Origin of the sequence: Methylobacterium sp. OAE515 (genome assembly GCF_041806315.1) — a bacterium.
In the GTDB taxonomy this organism is placed as follows: domain Bacteria; phylum Pseudomonadota; class Alphaproteobacteria; order Rhizobiales; family Beijerinckiaceae; genus Methylobacterium; species Methylobacterium tardum.
On record NZ_JBGMUV010000001.1, the window covers coordinates 4,290,087 to 4,310,973 of the forward strand.

Annotated in this window: 19 protein-coding genes; 12 read left to right on the forward strand and 7 right to left on the reverse strand. The window is 71.0% G+C overall.

Features of this window, described 5'->3' with window-relative positions; translation table 11 throughout:
* The first annotated feature begins 12 nt into the window (after positions 1–12).
* The 3 genes from ABIE45_RS20910 to ABIE45_RS20920 all read left to right on the forward strand — a co-directional run bounded on the left by ABIE45_RS20910 (position 13) and on the right by ABIE45_RS20920 (position 4,048).
* On the forward strand, positions 13–1,353 hold the full coding sequence (locus tag ABIE45_RS20910) for an MFS transporter (RefSeq protein ID WP_192709129.1): 1,341 nt from the start codon (positions 13–15) through the stop codon (positions 1,351–1,353).
* Positions 1,354–1,542: 189 nt separating this feature from the next.
* Entirely contained in the window at positions 1,543–2,889 is a 1,347-nt protein-coding gene (locus tag ABIE45_RS20915) for a tlde1 domain-containing protein (RefSeq protein ID WP_192709128.1), read from the forward strand.
* A gap of 109 nt (positions 2,890–2,998) precedes the next feature.
* Complete coding sequence (locus ABIE45_RS20920; RefSeq protein WP_192709127.1) at positions 2,999–4,048, forward strand: CoA ester lyase; 1,050 nt, start codon at positions 2,999–3,001, stop codon at positions 4,046–4,048.
* A 292-nt stretch (positions 4,049–4,340) separates the two neighbouring features.
* Here ABIE45_RS20920 and ABIE45_RS20925 read toward each other — a convergent pair whose 3' ends face one another.
* Positions 4,341–5,324: a helix-turn-helix domain-containing protein gene (locus ABIE45_RS20925; RefSeq protein WP_192709126.1), complete on the reverse strand. Its 984-nt coding sequence runs from the start codon at positions 5,322–5,324 to the stop codon at positions 4,341–4,343.
* A gap of 53 nt (positions 5,325–5,377) precedes the next feature.
* Here ABIE45_RS20925 and ABIE45_RS20930 point away from each other — a divergent pair, with 53 nt between their 5' ends.
* The 4 genes from ABIE45_RS20930 to ABIE45_RS20945 all read left to right on the forward strand — a co-directional run bounded on the left by ABIE45_RS20930 (position 5,378) and on the right by ABIE45_RS20945 (position 7,142).
* A complete protein-coding gene (locus ABIE45_RS20930) occupies positions 5,378–6,100 on the forward strand; it encodes a DJ-1/PfpI family protein (RefSeq protein WP_192709125.1) in 723 nt (240 codons plus the stop codon).
* A gap of 16 nt (positions 6,101–6,116) precedes the next feature.
* Positions 6,117–6,515 carry a nuclear transport factor 2 family protein gene (locus ABIE45_RS20935; RefSeq protein ID WP_192709124.1) on the forward strand — a complete coding sequence of 133 codons (399 nt, stop codon included), beginning with the start codon at positions 6,117–6,119 and terminating at the stop codon, positions 6,513–6,515.
* A 47-nt stretch (positions 6,516–6,562) separates the two neighbouring features.
* A complete protein-coding gene (gene hspQ, locus ABIE45_RS20940; protein ID WP_192709123.1) occupies positions 6,563–6,901 on the forward strand; it encodes a heat shock protein HspQ in 339 nt (112 codons plus the stop codon).
* 94 nt (positions 6,902–6,995) lie between these two features.
* Positions 6,996–7,142: a hypothetical protein gene (locus ABIE45_RS20945; RefSeq protein ID WP_192709325.1), complete on the forward strand. Its 147-nt coding sequence runs from the start codon at positions 6,996–6,998 to the stop codon at positions 7,140–7,142.
* Positions 7,143–7,275: 133 nt separating this feature from the next.
* Here ABIE45_RS20945 and ABIE45_RS20950 read toward each other — a convergent pair whose 3' ends face one another.
* Complete coding sequence (locus ABIE45_RS20950; RefSeq protein ID WP_192709122.1) at positions 7,276–8,058, reverse strand: invasion associated locus B family protein; 783 nt, start codon at positions 8,056–8,058, stop codon at positions 7,276–7,278.
* Positions 8,059–8,518: 460 nt separating this feature from the next.
* Here ABIE45_RS20950 and ABIE45_RS20955 point away from each other — a divergent pair, with 460 nt between their 5' ends.
* Together ABIE45_RS20955 and ABIE45_RS20960 are read left to right on the forward strand one after the other, a co-directional pair.
* Positions 8,519–9,772, forward strand: a complete 1,254-nt coding sequence (locus ABIE45_RS20955) for an acyl-CoA synthetase (protein WP_210331841.1) — start codon at positions 8,519–8,521, stop codon at positions 9,770–9,772.
* A gap of 161 nt (positions 9,773–9,933) precedes the next feature.
* Positions 9,934–10,278, forward strand: coding sequence for a hypothetical protein (locus ABIE45_RS20960; protein ID WP_192709121.1), 345 nt, complete (start codon positions 9,934–9,936; stop codon positions 10,276–10,278).
* Positions 10,279–10,416: 138 nt separating this feature from the next.
* Here the strand turns inward: ABIE45_RS20960 and ABIE45_RS20965 are convergent, their stop codons facing one another.
* The gene (locus tag ABIE45_RS20965) at positions 10,417–11,631 is read right to left on the reverse strand and encodes a UbiH/UbiF family hydroxylase (protein WP_192709120.1); all 1,215 of its coding nucleotides are present in this window, start codon (positions 11,629–11,631) and stop codon (positions 10,417–10,419) included.
* A gap of 260 nt (positions 11,632–11,891) precedes the next feature.
* On the reverse strand, positions 11,892–12,776 hold the full coding sequence (locus ABIE45_RS20970; RefSeq protein ID WP_192709119.1) for an alpha/beta fold hydrolase: 885 nt from the start codon (positions 12,774–12,776) through the stop codon (positions 11,892–11,894).
* Between the two features lie 86 nt (positions 12,777–12,862).
* Between ABIE45_RS20970 and recG the strand changes: the two genes are divergently transcribed.
* Complete coding sequence (gene recG, locus ABIE45_RS20975; protein ID WP_192709118.1) at positions 12,863–15,079, forward strand: ATP-dependent DNA helicase RecG; 2,217 nt, start codon at positions 12,863–12,865, stop codon at positions 15,077–15,079.
* A 284-nt stretch (positions 15,080–15,363) separates the two neighbouring features.
* Positions 15,364–15,687: a hypothetical protein gene (locus ABIE45_RS20980; RefSeq protein WP_192709117.1), complete on the forward strand. Its 324-nt coding sequence runs from the start codon at positions 15,364–15,366 to the stop codon at positions 15,685–15,687.
* A gap of 194 nt (positions 15,688–15,881) precedes the next feature.
* Here ABIE45_RS20980 and ABIE45_RS20985 read toward each other — a convergent pair whose 3' ends face one another.
* Both ABIE45_RS20985 and ABIE45_RS20990 read right to left on the reverse strand, forming a co-directional pair.
* The gene (locus ABIE45_RS20985; protein ID WP_192709116.1) at positions 15,882–16,676 is read right to left on the reverse strand and encodes a DUF502 domain-containing protein; all 795 of its coding nucleotides are present in this window, start codon (positions 16,674–16,676) and stop codon (positions 15,882–15,884) included.
* Positions 16,677–16,800: 124 nt separating this feature from the next.
* Positions 16,801–17,748, reverse strand: coding sequence for a sugar kinase (locus ABIE45_RS20990; RefSeq protein WP_192709115.1), 948 nt, complete (start codon positions 17,746–17,748; stop codon positions 16,801–16,803).
* 705 nt (positions 17,749–18,453) lie between these two features.
* Between ABIE45_RS20990 and ABIE45_RS20995 the strand changes: the two genes are divergently transcribed.
* Entirely contained in the window at positions 18,454–19,479 is a 1,026-nt protein-coding gene (locus ABIE45_RS20995; protein WP_192709114.1) for a PAS domain-containing protein, read from the forward strand.
* A 301-nt stretch (positions 19,480–19,780) separates the two neighbouring features.
* Here ABIE45_RS20995 and ABIE45_RS21000 read toward each other — a convergent pair whose 3' ends face one another.
* The gene (locus ABIE45_RS21000; RefSeq protein WP_192709113.1) at positions 19,781–20,203 is read right to left on the reverse strand and encodes a MucR family transcriptional regulator; all 423 of its coding nucleotides are present in this window, start codon (positions 20,201–20,203) and stop codon (positions 19,781–19,783) included.
* Between the last annotated feature and the right edge of the window lie 684 nt (positions 20,204–20,887).

A 20,887-nucleotide genomic window follows, 5' to 3' on the forward strand; every position in this document is an offset into this window, starting at 1 on the left:
GGAGACGCGTGGATGGCAAACCCGGCGCAGGTCACCGGCGCGCCCGAGCCGGTGAAGGCCGCCACAGGCGCCTTCCTTACGCCCCTGTTCACCGACCGGCGCGTCGCCGCGGTGCTGGGCCTCGGCTTCGCGCAGGGCATCCCATTCCTGCTCGTCTACGCGACCCAGTCGGCGTGGCTCGTCCAGGCGAAGGTGCCGCTCGCCACAATCGGGCTGATGAGTGAGCTGACAATCGCCTACAAGCTCAAGTTCCTCTGGGCGCCGTTCCTCGACCGCCACGATGCGCCGCTGCTGGGCCGCTGGCTCGGGCGCCGCCGCGGCTGGATCGTCGCCACGCAGATCCTGGTGGCGCTGGCGCTCGCCGGCGTCGCCTTCGGCGATCCGGCCCACTGGCTCGCCTGGACGGTGGCGTTCTCGCTGGCGCTCGGCGTCGCGGGCGCCACCCAGGACGTGGTGATCGACGGCTGGCGCATCACCGCCGCGCCGCCCGAGCAGCAGGCGCTGATGTCGTCCTGGTCGGAGATCGGCTACCGGGTCGGCAATCTCGCGGCAGGGGCGGGCGCCCTCTACCTGTCCGATGCGTATGGCTGGCGCGCCGCCTACCTGTGCATGGCCGCGCTCATGGCCCCGGGCACCATCGCGGCGCTCCTCGCCCCCGAGCCCCCCGCCCCCGAGACGCCTGCCACCGGCGGCTTTGTCGAGACCGTCTGGGCGCCGATCCGCGACCTCCTCGCCCGGCTCGGGCCGCTGGCCATCCCGGTGCTGGCACTGGTCGCGGGCTTCCGGATGCCCGGCTACGTCTCGAACGCCATGGCGATCCCGCTGTTCAAGACGCTGGGCTATTCCAACACCGACATCGCCACCGTGACCAAGCTGTTCGGCTTCTGGATCGCGCTGGGCGGGACGTTCCTGGCGAGCGCCATCATCCCGCGGATTGGCATGATGGTGAGCCTGCTGATCGGCACCGTCACGGCCTCGGCCTCGCACCTGGCCCTCGCCTATCTCGCCTGGCACGGCGGCCACGGCGGGGCGGCGTTCTGGACCTTCGCGCTGACCGTGGGGATCGACGGCTTCGCCTACGCCTTCGCGTCGATCGTGCTGATCACCTACATGTCCCGGCTCTCGGCCACCGCGCATGCGGCGAGCCAGTACGCCCTGCTGACCTCCCTCTGCGCCCTGCCCGGCAGCCTGCTCGCCGGGTTCTCGGGCTTCGTGATCGAATGGACGGGCTTCGCGTGGTTCTTCGTCGGCACGTCGCTGATCGGCGTGCCGGTGGCCCTGCTCTGCCTGCTGGTCGCGCGCCGGCACGGGCCGATGGACGCGCCTGGCGAAACGCCCGGATCAACGACCTGAGGCTGTGTCCCAACTCGGGAGCGCGCGCGGAAACTGTCTCTTTAGCGGGGATTAACCACGCTGCGGCTTAATGGGGCGGACGGTTGATGTCCTCCCCAGACGGGCGACCCAAGCCACGTACGCGAGACAGGCTCTCGCGGGCGAACGGCGGCGGCTGCCCACGGGGAAGCGCGTACGCGAGTTTCCCGAATGGCCCAGGCTGCGTTGTCCCAAGCCGCGTTCCAGACCGCGTATTTGAGCGCGGGGCCCCTGCGCCGGGCGCCGCCGCGCATCACTTACGTCGAGACCGCCTACGATCCCGTCATCCGGACCCGGGCGCCCTATCCGAGCGCCATGCGTCGTGCCCGCCGCCGCGCCCGGCTGACCGCGCTCATCTCCCTGACGGCCATGACCCTGGCCGGCTGGGCCGTGCTCAGCCACCCGCAGGGGCCGGCCCCGTACGACGAGCAGACTGCCGCTGCCGCCGAGGCGGCGCCCGCGCTCTCGCCGGACGCTCCGGTCCGGCCGGTCGCCCGCAGCGCCGCGTCGAAGCCGAGCATCGCCTGGATGCTCGACCCGAGCCCGGCCCTGGGCTCCAGCACCGCGACCGCCTTCGGCAGCGAGGCTCCGCCCACCCCCGCCTTCCAGGTCGCCGTCGCCGAGCCGTCCCCGGCGGTCCGGGAGATCGCCCGGCAGGTCGCCAGGGCCGAGCAGATCAAGGTTGATCAGGCCCGGGCGGCCCAGATCCGGGTCGCGCAGGCTAAAGCTGCCGAGAAGGTCGCCGAGGCGCCGGTCCGGGTCGCCGCCGCCGAGACCACGCCCGCCGCCCTCGTGCCCGCCTCCGTCCTGGTCCCGCTGCCGGTGGCGCGTCCGGCCGAGCTGCGGCGCCAGGCCGCCGTTCCGCCCACTCGCGTCGCCGCTCGTGCCCTGCCCCGCACCCGCGACGTGTTCCGCGCCGCGATGGCCGAGGAGCCGTCCTTCTTCGAAAAGCTGTTCGGGGTCGGCGGCGCCGCGCCGTCTCAGGACAACCGTCAGGAGCCGCGCCAGGCGCTGGCCTATGCCAGCCCGGACGCCCTGCCGCGGGAGGCGCCGCGCACCCGGGTCAGCCCCGCCCCCGAATCCGTCGCCGGAACGGCCGTCTACGACATTAGCGCCCGCACCGTGACGCTGCCCTCCGGCGAGGTGCTGGAGGCGCATTCCGGCCTCGGCGAGGCCATGGACAACCCGCGCTTCGTCCACGTGCGCATGCGCGGCTCGACGCCGCCCGGCACCTACGACCTGACCGAGCGCGAGCGCCTGTTCCACGGGGTCCGGGCGATCCGCCTCAACCCGGTCGGCGGCAGCGCCGCGATCCACGGCCGCGACGGCCTGCTCGCCCACACCTACATGCTGCGCCAGCCGGGTGCCTCGAACGGCTGCGTCTCATTCCGCGACTACAACCGCTTCCTGCAGGCGTTCCTGCGGGGCGAGGTCCGGCGCCTCGTGGTGGTGGCCGGCAGCACCGGCGACTTCTTCGGCCGGATCGGGATGAGCGAGCGCGGCGGCCGGCGGGGCTGAAGCCGGTCTGCACCGAAAGTCCGAGATCACGTGTGCGCGGCGCGGCTTTACGCGCCCGCCCAAGCCTGCCTTAACGGGGCCAGACGCCAGCCCTGACAAGAGGCACCCGATGAAACTGCCCCGCCGCTTCTTCCAGCCCCTCGCCACCGGCGCGCCGGCCCCGTTCCGCGAGCTGCCGGTGCGGCTGGAGCGGATGATCCACTTCGTGCCGCCCCACAACGACAAGGTCCGCGCCCGGGTACCGGATCTCGCCGGGACCGTCGACGTGGTGCTGGGCAATCTGGAGGACGCGGTCCCGGCCGACCAGAAGGAGGCCGCGCGCAAGGGCTTCGTGGCGATGGCTCAGGCCACCGACTTCGCCTCCACCGGCACCGGCCTCTGGACCCGGATCAACGCCCTCAACTCGCCCTGGATCTTGGACGACCTGTTCACGATCGTGGCCGAGGTCGGCAACAAGCTCGACATCGTGATGGTGCCCAAAGTCGAGGGGCCCTGGGACATCCACTACATCGACCAGCTGCTCGCCCAGCTCGAGGCGCGCCACGGCGTCACGAAGCCGATCCTGGTCCACGCGATCCTGGAGACCGCCGAGGGCGTGGCCAATGTCGACGCCATCGCGTCGGCCTCGCCGCGGATGCACGGCATGAGCCTCGGGCCGGCGGATCTCGCGGCGTCCCGCGGCATGAAGACCACCCGGGTCGGCGGCGGCCATCCGGATTACCGGGTGCTCAGCGATCCCTCCGGCGATGCCCCCCGCGCCACGGCCCAGCAGGATCTCTGGCACTACACGATCGCCAGGATGGTCGATGCCTGCATGGCCAACGGCATCAAGGCATTCTACGGCCCGTTCGGCGATTTCTCCGACGGCGACGCCTGCGAGGCGCAGTTCCGCAACGCCTTCCTGATGGGCTGCGCCGGCGCCTGGACGCTGCATCCGAGCCAGGTGGCGATTGCCAAGCGGGTCTTCGCGCCGGATCCGGCCGAAGTGGCCTTCGCGGCCCGGATCGTCGAGGCCATGCCGGACGGAACCGGCGCGGTGATGCTCGACGGCAAGATGCAGGACGACGCCACCTGGAAGCAGGCCAAGGTCATCGTGGATCTGGCGAAGCTCGTGGCGGCCAAGGACCCGGAGCTTGCGGCGGTCTACAAGCTGGGCTGAGCGGGCTCCCGGACTCGGGCGTCGTGTGCGGCGCCGCGTTGACTGGACGAAGCGCGGGTCCCCTCTCCCGTGCGGGAGAGGTGGCGCGTCGCGGGTTCGAACCGGCCTCCTCCCATCCACCCCCCTCATCCTGAGGTGCCCGCGCGAGCGGGCCTGAAGGAGGGCTCCAGAAGCCATTGTGGTCCCTGGAGCTCTCCTTCGAGGCGGCTTCGCCGCACCTCAGGAAGAGGAAGTGCATGGGAAAAGTCCCGATGCGCGGCCCTCGAATGCCGCACGACGGTCTGAGCCCCTCTCACGCCCCGAACCGCGCCCGGTACTCCTGCGGCGTCGCCGCGACGTGCCGCAGGAAGCTGCGCCGCATCGTCTCCTCGGAGCCGAAGCCGCAGATCCGGGCGACGCGCTTCACCGGCTGCGCCGTCTCGGCGAGCGCGCGCCGGGCGGCCTCGACCCGCAGGCGCTCCACGGCCCTGGCGGGCGTGAGGCCGGTCGCCTCCAGATAGTGCCGGCTCAGGCTGCGCGCGCTCATCCCGGCCGCCGCGGCGAGCGCCGGCAGCGACAGGTCGCCGGACAGATTGTCGGCGATGAAGGCGTGGAGCCGCCCGAACCGCTCCTCTCCTGCCTGCAGAGCGAGCGTCGCGCTGAACTGCGCCTGCCCGCCAGGGCGCTTCAGGAACATCACGAGGTGGCGCGCCACCGCCAGGGCGACGGCGCGGCCGAGATCCTCCTCGACCAGGGCGAGGGTGAGATCGATGCCCGCCGTGACCCCTGCCGAGGACCAGACCGGGCCGTCGCGCACGAAGATCGGGTCGGGCTCGATCCGGGCCTGCGGGTAGCGTGCGGCCAGCGCGCCGCAATGCTTCCAGTGGGTCACGGCCCGCCGCCCGTCGAGGAGCCCCGCCGCTCCGAGCAGGAACGCCCCGGTGCAGACCGAGGCGACCCGGCGGGCTTGGCCCGCCCGCGCCCGCACCCAGGCCGAAAGCGCCGGATCGGCGCAGGCCGCCAGGACGCCCGGTCCGCCCGCGATCACCAGCGTGTCGACCGGCGCGTCGCGTTCCGGCAGCGGGTCGGCCACCAGCCGCAGGCCCGCCGAGGCGGTGAGCGCCACGTCGCCGGCCGCGATCACCCGCGGCGCGTAGGGCAGCCCGACGCCGCCCTGCTCGTTGGCGGTGGCGAAGACTTGGAGCGGCCCGGCCACGTCGAGGAGCTGCACCGCCGGGAAGGCCAGCACCTCCACGGGTCGCGGCGCATCTGGCGAGAAACGAGGGATCTTTGGCATCTCGGCCAGATCCTGGCGCGGTAAGGTGCCCCTGTCCACCACGGAGGCTCCGCATGATCCCGCCCGACACCCACCTGCAGATCGGCTCGCTCCTGTTCGAGGGGCTCGACCAGATCGACCTCACCGGCCCGTTCGAGGTCCTGTCGCGGGTGCCCAACAGCACCTACCGGGTCTACGCACCGCGCCTCGAACCCGTCCGCGACGTCCGCGGCCTCCGGATCCTACCGGACGCCACCCTGGCGGCGGCGCCGCGTCTCGACGTGCTGCACGTCCCGGGCGGCCAGGGCCAGGAGGCGCTGATGCGTGATGCCGCCGTGCTCGGCTGGATCCGCGACCAGGCGGCAGGCGCCGGCCACGTCCTCTCGGTCTGCACCGGCGCGCTGGTCCTCGGCGCGGCCGGCCTCCTAGTCGGGCGACGGGCCACGACCTTCTGGAACGCCTTCCACCTGCTCCCCTTGTTCGGGGCCATGCCGGTGGACGAACGGGTCGTGATCGACCGCGATGCGGACGGCCGCACCTGGGTGTTCGCGGCCGGCGTCACGGCCGGGATCGACGGGGCGCTGCGGCTCGCCGCCGAACTGCGCGGCGACGAGGCCGCCCAGGCGATCCAGCTCGGCATGCAGTACGCCCCCGAGCCGCCGTTCGACAGCGGCACACCCCGCACGGCTCCGCCGGCCATCGTGGCGCGGGCGCGCTCGGCCGCCGCCGACATCACCGCCCGGCGCGAGGCCACCGCCCGGGCGATCGCCGCCGAACTCGGCATCCACACCCTCTAGCTCTAGGAGATCTCCGATGGATCTCACCCACGTTCACGCCTTCGCGGCCGCCCTGCAGGCCAAGGACCGGGACGCCATGCTGGCGCAGATGGCCGAGGAAGTGGTGCTCAACACGCCGCTGGCCGCCGAGCCCGTGCGCGGGAAGGCGGCGATCCGGCCGGTGGTCGACGCGCTTCTGGAGGTGATCGACGCCTTCGAGATCCGCGAGATCCTGGAGGGACCCGGGCATGCCGCCGCGTTCTTCGGGGCTGCGGCCGGTCCGAGCCGGCTCGACGGCATGGATTACTGGCGCCTCGACGCGGCCGGCCGCATCGCCGAGATGACCGTCCTGTGGCGGCCGCTGCCGGAAGCGATCGCCGTCCGCGATCGTCTGGTCCGCATTGCGGAAACGCAGGCATCCGCGGCGGCCGGGTGACACAATCCGTCTTCGGACCTATCTGTCCGATCTGGACGGGTTGAACCATGACGGACGTAACTCTGAGAACCGCGAAATTTGCGATCGGGGCCGTGGTGCGCCACCGGATCTACCCGTTCCGGGGCGTCGTGTTCGACGTTGATCCGGTCTTCGACAACACCGAGGAATGGTGGCTGTCGATCCCCGAGGAGGTCCGGCCGCGCAAGGACCAGCCGTTCTATCATCTCCTCGCCGAGAACGCCGAGACCGAGTACGTCGCCTACGTGTCGGAGCAGAACCTCCTGCCCGACACGTCGGGCGAGGCCCTGCGCCATGCCGGCATCGCCGAGATGTTCGAACGCGACGCCGCCGGCGGCTACCGGATGCGCGACCGCGCCACGAACTGAGCGGGACGGGGTCGTCAAGATCCTGGCAAGACCCTGGCAAGACCGCCGCGATAGCCTCCCGCGACGGCCGGTGCCGTCGCTTAAGTCCGCCGCCATGATCCGACTCGCCGCCGCGGCGCTGCTGACCGCCGGCCTCTTCCGCGCCCCGGACCGCGCCAACGACAGTGCCGCCGAGCTCGATGCCGGCGGGCTGGTGCTCCGGCGCGAGCCCGGGATCGCGCTGTCTCTTGCCGAATCGTGAACGCCGGCGCCGTGCGATCGGGCACGGCTCCCAGGCCGGATCTCGAAAACACGAAGGGCCAGACCTTGCGGCCTGGCCCTCGACGAGCCCGCCGCGCAGGCGGCGGGCCGATACCGAACGGTTGCGGGATCGCTTACTTGGCGGCCGGGGCCGCGCCGCCGGCGGCCGGAGCCGCGCCGGCGGCGCCACCCTGCTGCTCGAGCTTCTTGCGCATGTCCTCGGAGCGCTTCTCCAGCTCGGACTGGAGCTTCTTCTGCTGCTCCTCGAGGACCTTCGGGTCGATGGCCGGGCCGTCGAAGGCCTTGCCGAAGCCGGCCAGCGGCACAGCGAAGGTGACCTCGCGCTGGGTCTGGTTCTGGACCGAGACGTTGAGGGTCGTGCCCTTCTTCATCGCGGCGATCACGCCGGCATCGACGCCGCCGGCCTCGGCGAAGCAGCCGTTCGGGAAGCAGACCGCGAAGCGGCCGGCCGTCGGGCTCTGGCTGTCGACGTTGAACCGGATCCCCGGCTGCAGCAGCAGGCCGAGCGGCAGCAGGTAGCGCACCACGCGCACCTCCTGCTTCTGGGCGGCGTTCTTCATCTCGTAGACGGCCACCGCCAGGACGGGCTGGCCCTGGTCGGACACGAAGTCGCGGGTGGTGTAGCAGATGTCGGTGCCCGAGCCCTGGTCCTTGCCGCAGACCTTCGTCCAGTCGGCCTGGCTCGGCTCGGACTTCACGGTCACGATCTGCGGGCCGGTCTGCGCGGCCGGCGTGTTGGCCGCCGGGGTGCCGCCCGGAGCGGCCGGCGCGGGCGCGGTCGGCGCCGGGGCCGCGGGCTTCTTCGGCTGCGCCAGCGCCGGAGCGGCTGCGAGGCCGAGGCCCGCGAGGCCGAGGAGGGCGGCGCGCGCGAGCGTCGCGGTGCGGGTGAAGGACATCGGCTCTGACCCCTTGGAAGAGACGTGGTGTGGCTTGCTGGATGCGAAGCCGGCCTGGCGGCAGGTCCGCCGGACCGCCCGGTCGCGCGCCAGTGTGGCGTGCCTCCCGGAGCTCCGGATGAATCGGTCCGGCCATCGGACGGGACGGGCGCACGGATGCGCGCATCTCCCACCCTGGCGACCGGGCGGCCTGCCTTTCCCCTCGAATGAGGCGAAGGCATGACACCGCGGCCTGGCGGGTGCGTCATCGCCCATCGGGCCGCGGCCGGCCCCCGATAGGCCCGCGCCTGCCCGGCCGCAAGCGCGGCGTTGCACGAGCGCGTGATCGACCCGGTCCGGCGGCCCGGCCCATCCCGGCGACGGGCCGGGCGCGAAGCCGGCTTCCGGCAATCTTAGCGGTCGGTTAACCGTAACCGGCCGACCATGCCGTCGGGTCTGCAGAAGCGGTGGGGGCGGCGGGTTGAGCGCGTTCGCGGTGGCGGAGAGGGCGGCCGATGCCGCACCGGACGCGTCCGCGCGGTCCGGTGGCCTGTCCGCCTGCCTGTTCGCGGGGGCGCTCGCCGGCCCGCAGCGCACGGTCCTGCGTGATTCGGGCGACCGCGTCGCCTGGTGCGCCCGCCCCGCGATCACCTGGACCTACGCGGCCGCCGCCGAGATCGTCGGCCGGCTCGCCCGCGGGATCGGTGCGTGGCGGCTCCCGGCCGGCAGCCGGATCGGCTTGTGGTTCTCCGGGGGCGCCGAATCGGCGTTGGCTCACCTCGCCGTGGAGGCGTCCGGACACCTGCCCTGCGCGATGCCCGCCGTCTGGGATGCCGAGCAGCTCTCCGCGGGAATCGAGGCGGCCGGCCTGGTCGCGGTGCTGACGGAGGGCCGGCGCGGGGAGCGGCGGCCGGCCGAAGACCTCGCCAACGCGGCCATGCGCCATTTCGGCCTGCGCTACCTCGCGGCGTTCGGGCCGGGGGTGCCGGACGGCGTGATCAGCCTCGACGCGATGGCGCTGGAGCGCGGGATCATCGAACCGGCCGCGAGCCTGGGTCTCGTGACCTTCTCGGACGGCGATCCGACCCGGCCCGTCTACCGCACGGCCGCCGCGCTCGCCGCAGCGGTCGAGGCGCATCTCGACGCGCTCCCCGTGGGCGCGGATGAGCGGATCCTGACGCTCCTGCCGGCCCATGACCTGCGCGGCCTCGTCACCGGTCTCGGCGCGGCCCTGGCGGCCGGGGCCGGACTGGAAACCGTGCTGCCCTTCGACGAGACGGGATTCCGAAGCGCCCTGCTGCGGCCGGTGCCGACCCGGCTCGTCGTCCCGGCCCTGATCGAGCCGGCGCTCGCCGCCCTGCCCCTGCCCTGGACCGTGCGCGCCCTCCACGTCGTGCATCGGGCACCGACGCCGCTGACCCCGCGGTCCACGTCCGGAACCACGGGCCCGCAGAGGCTGGACTCCTTGGTCTTCGGCGAGGACGCGGTGCTGACGCGCCCGGGCCTGCGCGACCTGGCCGCGACCCTGGCCTATCCCGAGCGGGCGCCCCTGCCCCGCACCCTGCTGGCCCTCGCCCGCGGGGCCGATGGCAGCTTGTCCTATCGCGGACCGGCCTGCGCGGTGGCGCCCCTGCCCCGCGGCGAGATCCCCGACACCGACGCGCAGGCGTGGCAGGGGGCGGGCTATCGTCCGGTCCTATCCGGCGGAATCGCGCTCGGCGTCGAGCGCGCCTGAACGGCGGACGATCGACGGTTCATCCCGCGCTCAGGCGCCACAGATAATCTCGCATCTGCACACGAACCGACGGATCCGATCCGCCTGTTCGTGGGTTCTGCATCGGATTGTCGTGACGGCTATCTTTCCAAGCCGTCCGGGATGGAGTACCGCTCAAGCTTATGGGTGCGCTGCAACAAGTGCTCGTGGTCGACGACGGCGTTCGCGCCGTGGACCGGTCCCTTTCGGGCGAGCTGGCCAGCCTCGGCTACGCGAGCGTCACCGCCTCCATGGAGGCGGCGGACGACGTTCTCGCCGTGATCGCCCGCCCGGCCGCCGTCCTGCTCCAGGCCCCGACCCGCCGCGATCCCGGCTATGCTCGGCGCGCCGCCCGCCTGCGCGGCCATCTGCGCGACCGCGGCATTCCGGTCATCCTCATCGGCGATTCGGGCGAGGCCCGGGCCGGCGGTCCGGTCGATCTCGCGACCCGCCTCGGCGCCTACGTGGCCGCGCAGCCGGATCTCTGAAGACCCCGTCGCACCTGTGGCCCCCTTCCGGGCCGGTGCGGCATCCCTCAGGGCGCAGGGCGCGTTGCGAAGCGCACCGCTGCACCCTCACCATCGAATCGCGCAATCCGCTCGAATCGCGCAATCCGCTTCCGCCCGCTAGCGCGCCGGGCGCATCAGTTGCGGTGCCCCGAGCCGCGGCAGGACGCCCTCCCGCATCACCAGCCGACGCAGAGGGCCGAGCTGCGCCATCGCCAGCAGGCCGACGCCGCGGAGCGCGTCCACCGGCAGCAGGTCAGTAAGCAGGCTCCGGTTGAGCAGGTCCACCGCGGCGGTGCGCGCGGCCGTGTCGATCCGGCGGGCCCGGGCATAGGCGTCGAGCGCCGGACGGCTCCCCGGATCGCGCCCGTCCCGGGCGGTGCCGAGCACCACGTCCCGCAGGGTGGCGGCATCGCGCAGGCCGAGATTCAGCCCCTGCGCGCCGATCGGCGGGAAGACGTGGGCGGCCTCGCCGATCAGCGCCAGCCGCTGCGCCACCGGGCGCGCCACCGCGAGCCCGCGCATCGGCACGAGGCCGCGGGGGCCGTCGACCCGCATGGCGCCGAGCATCGCCCGGGCTTGCCGCTCCACCGCTTGGCCCAGGGCCGCGTCGTCGAGGGCGGCCAGCCGGCGGGCCGCGCCCTCCCCGGTCACCCAGACCAGGCTGGAGCGATGCCCGCCCGGCAGCGGCACCAGGGTGAAGGGGCCGGAGCGCGTGTGGAACTCGGTGGAGACGTCCCGGTGCGGGCGATCATGCGCCAGGATCGTCGTGATGGCGCTCTGCGGATAGGTCCAGTCGCGGACGGGCAGGCCGCTGGCCACCCGGAGCGGCGAGCGTGCGCCGTCCGCGCCCACCACCAGCCGCGCCTCGACCGCGCCGCCCCCCGCTAGGGCGATCCGCGCGGCCGCCTCTCCGGGCGTGGCGCCGGAGGCATCCGCCTCGATCAGGGTGAGATTGTCCTGGGTCCGGGCGCGGGCGCGCAGGCTCTCGACCAGGCGCGCGCTCTCGACGTTCCAGCCGAAGGCGTCCAGGCCGATCTCGGCGGCCTGGAACCGCACCGGCGGCGGCCGGAACAGGCTGCCGGTATCGTCGACGATCTGCAGGGTGCAGAGCGGGCTCGCGTGCGGCGCCACCGCCTCCCAGGCGCCGAGGGCCTCCAGGAACCGCACCGACCCGTCGAGCAGCGCCACGGTGCGCCCGTCCGCCACGGGGGCGTGGCGGCCGACCAGGGCCGTCGGGATGCCCTCCCGGGCGATCGCCAGCGCGGCGGCGAGGCCCGCGGCCCCGGCGCCGACCACAGCGACGTCGAAGATCGTGTTGGCGTCCTCCGGCATGATCTCCTGCACGATTGAGGCGTCCCCTTCGAAAGAATTTGGCGCGGGGGCTCTCCGTCGTCATCACGCGCGCAGCGAAGTGACCCAGGGTAGCGCGACCTCTCAGATCGTGGCGCTTCCTGAATTGCTTCGCTCCGCTCGCAAGGACGGCGGCGCCGAAGCGACCGAAGCCGCTGTGGCGAGCCCGGCGCGCTGCCGTATCTGCGGCTTTTGCCAAGAGTGCCAAGTCCGGCGGCCGGGCGCCACGGCGCCGCAGCCGGTCAGCCCAGGAACGCCGCCAACTCCGAAAAGACCTCGTCCGGGCGCTCCTCCTGGAGAGTATGACCGCAATCGAGCGCCCGGCCGGACACGTCGGTGGCCTTCTCGCGCCACGTCTCCAGGACGTCGTAGGTCTGGCCCACCGTGCCCTTCGCGCCCCAGAGCGCCAGCAGCGGCGCCCTGACGCGCGCCTCCGAATCGGCGGCGTCGTGCTCCAGGTCGATCCCGGCCGCCGCCCTGTAATCCTCGCAGATCGCGTGGCGGCAGGCGGGGTCGGCATAGCAGCGCAGGTACTCGGCGAACAGCTCCGGCGGGGTCGAGCCCGGGGTCTTCGACTGGCCCTCGACGTGGTGGCGCAGGAAGTATTCCGGATCGGCGCCGATCAGCGTCTCTGGCAGGGGGTGGGGCTGGATGAAGAAGAACCACCAGAAGTAGCGGGTGGCGAAGGCCTTGTCGGTGCGCGCGTACATGGTCGCGGTCGGCGCGATGTCGAACAGGGCAAGCCGCTCCACGGCTCGGGGATGGTCCAGGGCGAGGCGGTGGGCGACGCGCGCGCCCCGGTCGTGGCCGACCACGGCGAATCGGTCGTGGCCGAGCGCCCGCATAACCGCGACCGCGTCGGCCGCCATGACGCGCTTGGCGTAATGGGCGTGCCGCTCGCCGCCCGGAGGTTTCGACGAATCGCCGTAGCCGCGCAGGTCCATGGCCACGACGCTGCGGTGCTCCGCGAGGCGTGGCGCCACGTGGAGCCACGTCGACAGGGTCTGCGGATGGCCGTGCAGCAGCAGGACCGGGGGGCCGGAGCCGGCCGAGCGGGCGTTGATCGTCACGCCCGGTTCGGTCTCGATCCGGTGCCGCGCGAAGCCCGGCAGGAAGTCGCTGGCCATGGGTGTCGGTCTCCCTCGCGCCGCACTGGCGCGGCAGGATGCACCGGATGATAAGGCGCCTCCGGCACCATGTCCGCCGAACCGCCATGACAGATGCACGCGCGACTCAGGACCCGGCCTTGAAGGATTCCGAAGCCGCCGAGGCACCGGAGGAGGAAGCTGGCCGTGCGCCCGCCGCACCGGCCCTGCGCCCGAGCATCCTCGATCCGCTCTTCGCGCCGGCCCGCGCCCTGCCGGGGATCGGCCCGAAAATGGCGCCGCTCATCGAGAAGCTGCTCGGCACCCCCGAGCGCGAGGCCCGGGTGGTGGACCTGCTGTTCCACCTCCCCCAGGGCGGCGTGGCCCGCAAGCTGATGGGTTCGATCAGCGAGGCGCCGACCGGCGAGCCGGTGACAATCGGCGTCACCGTGGTGGCGCACCGCCCGGCCCAGATCGGATCGGGCAAGCGCCCGCACCGGGTGCTGGTGGAGGATGCCTCCGGCGACATCTCGCTGGTGTTCTTCGGCATGCCCCGAGCCCGCGTGGAGAAGATGCTGCCGCTCGGGGCCCACCGCTACATCACCGGCCGGATCGATCTCTGGGACGGCACCCGCCAGATGGTCCACCCGTCCCGGATCGTGGACGAGGCGGGCTTGGCCGAGCTGCCCGCGGTCGAGCCGGTCTACGGCGCCACCGAGGGGCTGACCTCCCGGGCGATCAACAAGCTCGCGGTCGCGGCCCTCGACCGCCTGCCGGTCCTGCCCGAATGGCAGGACCCGGCCTGGCTGGAGCGGAACCGGTTGCCGGCCTTCGCGGACGCGCTGCGCCTCGAGCACCGCCCGGAGGAGGCGCCCCCGAAGGCCGAGGATCCGCTCCAGCCGCCGCCCGCGACGCCGTCCCGGAAGCGGCTGGCCTATGACGAGCTCCTCGCCTCGCAGCTGGCGCTGGCCCTCTTGCGCGCCCGCCAGCGGCGCAAGGCCGGCCGGGTCAATGCCGGCGACGGGGCCCTGAGCGCCCGCATCGAGAGCGCCCTCCCCTTCGCGCTGACCGGCGCCCAGGCCCGGGCGGTGGCGGAGATCCGCGCCGACCTCGCGGCGCCGCGCCGGATGCTGCGCCTGCTCCAGGGCGACGTCGGCTCGGGCAAGACCGCGGTGGCCTTGCTCGCCATGGCCTCGGCGGTCGAGGCCGGGCGTCAGGCGGCGCTGATGGCGCCCACCGAGATCCTGGCCCGCCAGCATTTCGATCGGCTCCAGCCACTGGCCGGGACTCTGCGCCTGCGCCTGATGACCGGCCGCGACCGGGCCGCGGAGCGCAAGAGCACGCTCGCCGCCCTCGCCGCTGGCGAGATCGACATCCTGGTCGGCACCCACGCCCTGTTCCAGGAGGCGGTGACGTTTCGCGACCTCGGCTTGGCCGTGGTCGACGAGCAGCACCGGTTCGGCGTGCACCAGCGCCTGGCGCTCGGCGCCAAGGGCGAGGCGGTCGACTTCCTGGTGATGACCGCGACGCCGATTCCCCGCACCCTGGCGCTGACCTTCTTCGGCGACATGGACGTCTCGATCCTCGACGAGAAGCCGGCCGGCCGGCAGCCGATCCGCACGATCACGCTGCCGACCGAGCGGATCGACGAGGTGGTGGCTGGCCTCGCCCGGGCGATCGCCGGGGGCGAGCGGGTCTACTGGATCTGCCCGCTGGTGGAAGAATCCGAATTCATCGACCTCGCCGCCGCCGCGGAGCGCTTTGACGACCTGAAACAGCATTTCGGCGACGCCGTCGGGCTGATCCACGGCAAGATGCCGGGCCCCGAGAAGGATGCCGCCATGGCCCGGTTCGCCGCCGGCGAGACCAAGCTCCTGGTCTCGACCACGGTGGTCGAGGTCGGGGTCGACGTGCCCGAGGCGACCATCATGGTGATCGAGCACGCGGAACGGTTCGGGCTGGCGCAACTGCACCAGCTCCGCGGCCGGGTCGGCCGCGGCTCCAAGGCCTCGTCCTGCCTGCTGCTCTACCGGGGCCCCCTCGGGCAGGTCTCGCGGGCGCGGCTCGAGATGATGCGCGAGAGCGAGGACGGCTTCCGCATCGCCGAGGCCGACCTGAAGCTGCGCGGCGAGGGCGAGGTGCTCGGCACCCGCCAATCGGGCCTCGCGGCCTTCCGGCTGGCGCGGCTGGAGAGCGACGGTGCCCTGCTGGAGGCGGCCCGGGACGACGCCCGCATGATCGTCGAGCGTGATCCCGGCCTCAGGAGCCCCCGCGGGCAGGCGCTGCGGGCGCTCCTCTACCTGTTCGAGCGCGAGGCCGCGATCCGGCTGATCGGGGCCGGATGAACGGTGTCGTTCAGGAAAGTCCGGCGTTCATGAACGGCCAGCTCCCCCATCGAAGCCAATCGTCGGATCGGTCGTACGATGCGGCGATGTCACAGACGCTCGATAAAAGGTAATGATTTCAGAAGCTTGACGGGGCGAGTCGGAAGCTTGGCGGCGGCCGGATGGCGGCGTGGCGGGCTGCAGGCAGGCCTCGTGACCTTGCATCAGCCACAATCTTCCCTTAACTGGAGATGAACGAATGGCCCGGTAAGCCGGGACATCACGGACGAATCTGGAGGACGGACATGTCGAACGGACTGTTCCAAAACCTGCCGGGCTCCCACGAGATGGCCGGTGTTCAAGCCCTGCCGAACGAGCCCTGGCTGTTGCCGATCTCGGATCGCGCCGCCGCGGCGGTGGGCAAGTCTGCGGACGAATTGCAGGCTGCCGTACGGCAGGCCGCCCGCCCCTTCTGGCTGTTCGCCAACGGTCTCTGCGTCGCGCTGGGCCTCGCCCTGGCCCTGCAATGCGCCACCGGCTGGACGCCGGCCGCGCCCCGCAGCGCCGTGACGGTGGCGCAGGCGACCCCGCCGACCCTCGCGCCGCAGACGGCTTCGCTTCAGCGCTGAGCCGCTCCTGACAATCTGGAGTTCAGGGCCGTCCCATGCGGGGCGGCCTTTTTCGTAGCCGACGCCGAGACGGGCGCCCGGTCCATGCCGGCGGCGCCCTATCCGGGATGTTCCGCTGAGCTGGGTCGCTTCGCGGCGCCCGCGATGACGGGCGCGGCATTTCGATCACAGACGGTGCGTTCGGGTTCGGGCCGTCACGCGTCCTGAGGCTCCCGCTGCGGCGCCGGGCCGCCCGCCTGATGGGCCGCCCGTAGTGAGGCCGCCATGGCGTTGAGGCGCCCTTGCGGATCCTCCGGCTGGATTACCCCAGCCGACATCACCAGCTTGGCCGCGTCGTCGACGCTGATGTGGAGCTCCACCACCTCGGCGCGCGGCAGGTAGAAGAAGAAGCCCGTGGTCGGGTTGGGCGCGCAGGGCAGGAACACGCCCACGAGTTCGTCCGCCGCGGCGCCCCGCTCCCGCAATGCGCCCTCGACCTCGGGCGCCGCCGGGGCCGACAGGAACACCACCGACCACGTGCCCTTCACGGGGAACTCCACCAGCCCCACCGTGCGGAAGGAGGTGCCGTTGGCCGAGAACAGCGTCTCGAAGATCTGGCGCAGGCCCTTGTAGAGGCCCGAGATCACCGGGGTCCGGGCCAGCAGCACCTCACCGAACTCGATGACCGAGCGGCCGACGAGGTTGGCCGTGAGGAAGCCGAGCAGCGTCACCGCGAGGAACGCGATGACGAGTCCGAGGCCGGGAATCGAGAACGGCAGGTAATGGTCCGGCAGGTAGCTCGCCGGCACCAGCGGCTTCACGAACGAATCGATCAGCGCGATGAACCACCACGTGATGTAGGCGGTGATGGCCAGCGGCCCGGCCACGATGATGCCGGTGAGGAAGTAGGTCCGCAGCCTCCCCCGCGCGCTGACCCGCGTCTTCGGGGTGGTGCCGGGCGCGGAGGCGTCGGGCTCGGGAACCTGAATCGGCGGGGGACTCGGCGCCACGGGTGCCCTCTCGGCCGCGCCAGGTGCGGCGATCCTGCTGCGGAGGGCCATCCCCCCGGACGGCAGAGGTAGCGGTTGCGCTGGCCCGCCTCAAGGGCATGGGCCGCCCCGGACCCGGCGGCCCTCAGGTCTCCGGAGCGGGCTGCCGAAGAGTGGGAGGCAGGGCGAGGGCTGGCATCGCCTCCCGGGGAATCACGGCGCCGCGGTGTCCGATCACCGCCCCGGCGAGGCGATGTGCCTCGGCGGCGGCCGCCTCTGGGGCCAGCCCAGCGATGCGCGCGGCGAGGTAGCCCGCCGCGAAGCTGTCCCCCGCGGCCGTCGTGTCGACGACCCGGGTCGCCGGCCCCGCCGGCACGGAGACGTCGCTCGCCCCGTGCAGCACCCGGGCAACCGGTGCGGATCCGCTCGACGCCTTGAGCACGATCTCGGCGCGTCCGCGGTGGCGCAGCACCTCGTCCTCGCCCGTCTCGCCGAACAGCCAGTCCAGATCCTCCGCCGAAGCGAAGATCAGGTCGGCCAGCGCCAGGGCTGTGCGGAAGGCCGCCCAGGCCTCGTCCCGGTCGGGCCAGCCGCGGGGACGGTAGTTGGTATCGAAGGCCACCTGCCCGCCCCGGGCCCGCAGGTCCGCCAGGGTCTGGAACAGGGCCGCGCGCCCGGTCTCGCCGTAGAGCGACAGGCTGATCCCGGAGAAGTGGACGAGATCATAGGTCTCGAGGGCGGCCCGTGTCTCGGCGGCGCCCGGCCCGGTGAACAGGTCCCGGGCCGCCGCGCGCTCGCGCCAGTAATGGAAGCTGCGCTCACCGTCGGCATCGGTGCGGATGATGTAGAGGCCCGGCATCCGGCCCGGCATCCGTCGGACCTGATCGAGGCCGATCCCCTCGCGGCTCCAGGCCGCCGCCATCTCGTCGCTCCAGATGTCGTCACCCAGAGCCGTCACGTAGTCGACCGCGACGCCCAGGCGCGCGAGGTAGAGGGCGGTGTTCAGGGTGTCGCCGCCGAAGCCGCGGACGAGACTCCCGTCCGGACGCTCCGACAGCTCGACCATGCACTCGCCGATGCAGGCAACCTTCATACGGCTCCTCCCGACAGGCCGACGCTTTTCCGCACCGTGCGGCCCGGCCTGTCAATCGCGCGCCGGACGCTCGCGACCTGATTGGGCCCCGTCGCGTGGGCCGCGGCTACCTGTCCGGCGTCGGAGGCTGCCGCTAGCCGAAGATGAGATCATTATTCAAATCCGGAATACGTCTGTTCGACGTGAGTTGTTATGCGCCATACCATATTGAGTTGTAAATTATTGGACTAATTATCGCCGATAATCGATTCATCGCCGCCAATTTCCGGCAGCATCTCTTATGATAATTCTGCATACATCGTATGCCGCTGTGTGATCGATTCGAATTATACACAGAATCGCTCCGGACTTAATTATGAATTAGCCCTGATCTGGCAGGGAACATTGTGCGGTTCGCGATTGATATCCCTGTGGGTCTCTCGTTCGACAACGGCGTGGTCGCGTATAAGTGAATGAAGCACATAGATGAACATTTTCCAGTTGCAACTCTGGTCTGAAAGCAATGTCGAGCTTTCTCGGGGATGACAGCGACAATCATCATGAGACATCTCCCTGTTGCCGAGAAATCGAAGCTATGAAATGATACACAATGTCGATTTTAACCGATGGCTTAGGCCTCGCAGAAATATTCGAGCAATATCATTCCAACTGCGGGCCAATCTAGGCCGAGAAGCTTGATCAACGGTACGATCCAGGTAGTCGATTATGTTCCATTCTGCCTTAAGCGCTCTGACATTCTCGTCAGGAGAATTCCTCACGATCACCGAAAGTCGCGGTGTCAGCGGCGCGTGGAGCTGGGTTTTCGCAGGCGGCGAGCAGCTCTGGTCCCCCGGCTTCTACCGCCTGCTCGGCCTTGTCCCGAATGCTGCGAAGGCGAGCTACGAACTCTTGCTCACCCTGATCCACCCGGAAGACCGGCGCCTGCTGCCCTCCATCGCCGATGTCCGGCAGGGCCATGTCCCGCGGGAGACGATAGCCCGGGTGATTCGACCCAACGGCACGATACGCACCCTCTCGCTGACGATGGAGATGCGCTTCTCGGCCGAAGGGCGGCCCGTGGCCGTCAACGGCACGGCGCTCGACGTGAGTGACCGCGAGCAACTGGCCCATCTGCGGCATGAGGAGCGGCGGCGGCGGGGCGCGCTCTACCTCACCGAGCACATCACCACCTTCTCGGTGGGCCTCGACCTCGTCCGGGAAATGCCCTTCGAAGTCTCGCAGGTCCACGGCCTTCCGCTCGAGGAGATCTGCGCCGATCCCTATCTCATGATCGTTCCCGAGGAGCGGAAGGCGTTCCAAGTTCTCGCCGGCGAGCAGATCGCGCGGCGCAGCTTCTTCCAGAGCACGGCGCATGAGCGCCTCGCCAATGGCGAGCTCTGGCATTTCCGGATCCTCACCATGCCGGTCTGGGACCCGGACGGGACGTATCTCGGCCGGTGCGGCCTCAAATATCCCGCCGGCGCCAGTTCGCGCGTGCCGGCGGTCCTGCGCGAGGGTCTCGAGCAATCGGTGACCGGCCATCACCTGCGCGCCGCGCGGGCGCTGCTCGACTGGTCGATGATGGACCTGGCTCAGGCGAGCGGCCTCTCGCACTCCACGGTTCGGCGCCTGGAGGAAGGCAGCGAGCACAGGGGAAGCCGCTCCCGGCTCCACGCCGTCGAGGCGCTGCGCCGCGCTGGGATCCGGTTTGTCGCCATGGATGATGGAACCTTGGCGGTCGCCAAGGCCTGAACGCGGCTGCCGGACGATTGGGGTCTTCGAGCGTGGCGCAGGATGCGGATGCGCCCGGCATCCCGCCGGGGCTTGAGGCGGGCCGCGGGCCTGTGCGCTGCCGGTCACACGACCCGCTTCGCCCTGCGCAGCGCCTGTCGGGCTCGGCCCCCCAGCCGATCCCGATGGACGAACCTCCGTGTGCGCAGCCTGCTGAGCCGGACGCTCATCCTGCAGGGCGCGCTCCGGAGCGTCCGAGCGCGGCGCTCCGCCGGCAGCCCGGTCGGGCCGTCGGCGGACAGCGAAGCGGATCGTGTGTTCGTCAGGCCGCCTTGTGGCCGAGCTGGATGGCCTTGGCGATCTGCGAACGCTTGGCGGCGTAGCCGGGGGCGACCATCGGATAATCGGCCGGCAGCCCGTACTTCGCCCGGTAGCGCTCCGGGGTGAGCCCGTGCGCGGTGAGGTGGCGCTTCAGGGTCTTGTACGACCGGCCGTCGATGAAGCTGATCAGGCCGTCATGCTGGATCGAGGCCTCGATCTGCGCGGCGGTCGGTCCGGTCCAGCCGGCGCCCGACCCGCCGCCCTGCAGAACCGAAATCGCCGTATGAACCTGATCGATCAGTCCCGAAAGGTCGCCAACACCCACCGCGTTCCGCGACACGTAGGCGGCGACCAGGGATGTCGTGCATTTGATCAGATCCGTGTTCGGATCGGCAGATTTTTCATGCAAATTGATAGTGTCCATAAACCCCCCACAACAGAGAAGCGAAGCGTATCGAAGAGATCGGCGATGGACCGGAACGGTGATCGGTTTTTATCGCTACGATCTCTGTCTGAGTGCTTCGGATCTGCCAAAATTGGCACCTAACAATACAAAACTCAGGCAATTTGTCTAGTGTTTATCTTAGGATAAGCTTTGAGCACAATGTGTTCTTGCTCGGCAACGTGAGGTTTATCGAGTTCGTCGCCGCAGCAAATATTGCGCACCTTCCGAGATCGATCCGCCTCATGGCGGTGATGATTGCGAACAGAGCGGCCATGACACGCTTAAGGACCGCGAATCAGCCCTGAGAATCCGAATCGGCGGCCGAAATCGGAGCCTCGGCATGCGGTTGCCGCGTCCTGTAGGTACGCGGGGCCGCGTGGCCCGCGCTCCAAGCGATCTCGTTTCGTCTGGACTTCGTGTGGCACCCAATGATCAGTCGATCCATCTAGTCTGATCATGGTGTTCGCTATTCGGAGTGGTTACGTTTTCTGACGGGGAGGTAACTCAGCGTTAATCGGAATATACCGAAGCAATATGCGCAACCAGCGTGCTGGATTGCTTTGATAATTCCCTATTTCGAATACAGGCGCGTCACGCCGGCCGTGGCGCAACCGCCGGATCGCCTGCGCTGGCGGATGCGGAAGACCCAAGCGTCGGACGGCA

Coding starts and splice junctions, on each gene's coding strand:
- ABIE45_RS20910 (WP_192709129.1), top strand. CDS start 13: ATGGCAAACCCGGCGCAGGTCACCGGCGCGCCCGAGCCGGTGAAGGCC.
- ABIE45_RS20915 (WP_192709128.1), top strand. CDS start 1,543: ATGGCCCAGGCTGCGTTGTCCCAAGCCGCGTTCCAGACCGCGTATTTG.
- ABIE45_RS20920 (WP_192709127.1), top strand. CDS start 2,999: ATGAAACTGCCCCGCCGCTTCTTCCAGCCCCTCGCCACCGGCGCGCCG.
- ABIE45_RS20925 (WP_192709126.1), bottom strand. CDS start 5,324: ATGCCAAAGATCCCTCGTTTCTCGCCAGATGCGCCGCGACCCGTGGAG.
- ABIE45_RS20930 (WP_192709125.1), top strand. CDS start 5,378: ATGATCCCGCCCGACACCCACCTGCAGATCGGCTCGCTCCTGTTCGAG.
- ABIE45_RS20935 (WP_192709124.1), top strand. CDS start 6,117: ATGGATCTCACCCACGTTCACGCCTTCGCGGCCGCCCTGCAGGCCAAG.
- hspQ (WP_192709123.1), top strand. CDS start 6,563: ATGACGGACGTAACTCTGAGAACCGCGAAATTTGCGATCGGGGCCGTG.
- ABIE45_RS20945 (WP_192709325.1), top strand. CDS start 6,996: ATGATCCGACTCGCCGCCGCGGCGCTGCTGACCGCCGGCCTCTTCCGC.
- ABIE45_RS20950 (WP_192709122.1), bottom strand. CDS start 8,058: ATGTCCTTCACCCGCACCGCGACGCTCGCGCGCGCCGCCCTCCTCGGC.
- ABIE45_RS20960 (WP_192709121.1), top strand. CDS start 9,934: ATGGGTGCGCTGCAACAAGTGCTCGTGGTCGACGACGGCGTTCGCGCC.
- ABIE45_RS20965 (WP_192709120.1), bottom strand. CDS start 11,631: ATGCCGGAGGACGCCAACACGATCTTCGACGTCGCTGTGGTCGGCGCC.
- ABIE45_RS20970 (WP_192709119.1), bottom strand. CDS start 12,776: ATGGCCAGCGACTTCCTGCCGGGCTTCGCGCGGCACCGGATCGAGACC.
- recG (WP_192709118.1), top strand. CDS start 12,863: ATGACAGATGCACGCGCGACTCAGGACCCGGCCTTGAAGGATTCCGAA.
- ABIE45_RS20980 (WP_192709117.1), top strand. CDS start 15,364: ATGTCGAACGGACTGTTCCAAAACCTGCCGGGCTCCCACGAGATGGCC.
- ABIE45_RS20990 (WP_192709115.1), bottom strand. CDS start 17,748: ATGAAGGTTGCCTGCATCGGCGAGTGCATGGTCGAGCTGTCGGAGCGT.
- ABIE45_RS20995 (WP_192709114.1), top strand. CDS start 18,454: ATGTTCCATTCTGCCTTAAGCGCTCTGACATTCTCGTCAGGAGAATTC.
- ABIE45_RS21000 (WP_192709113.1), bottom strand. CDS start 20,203: ATGGACACTATCAATTTGCATGAAAAATCTGCCGATCCGAACACGGAT.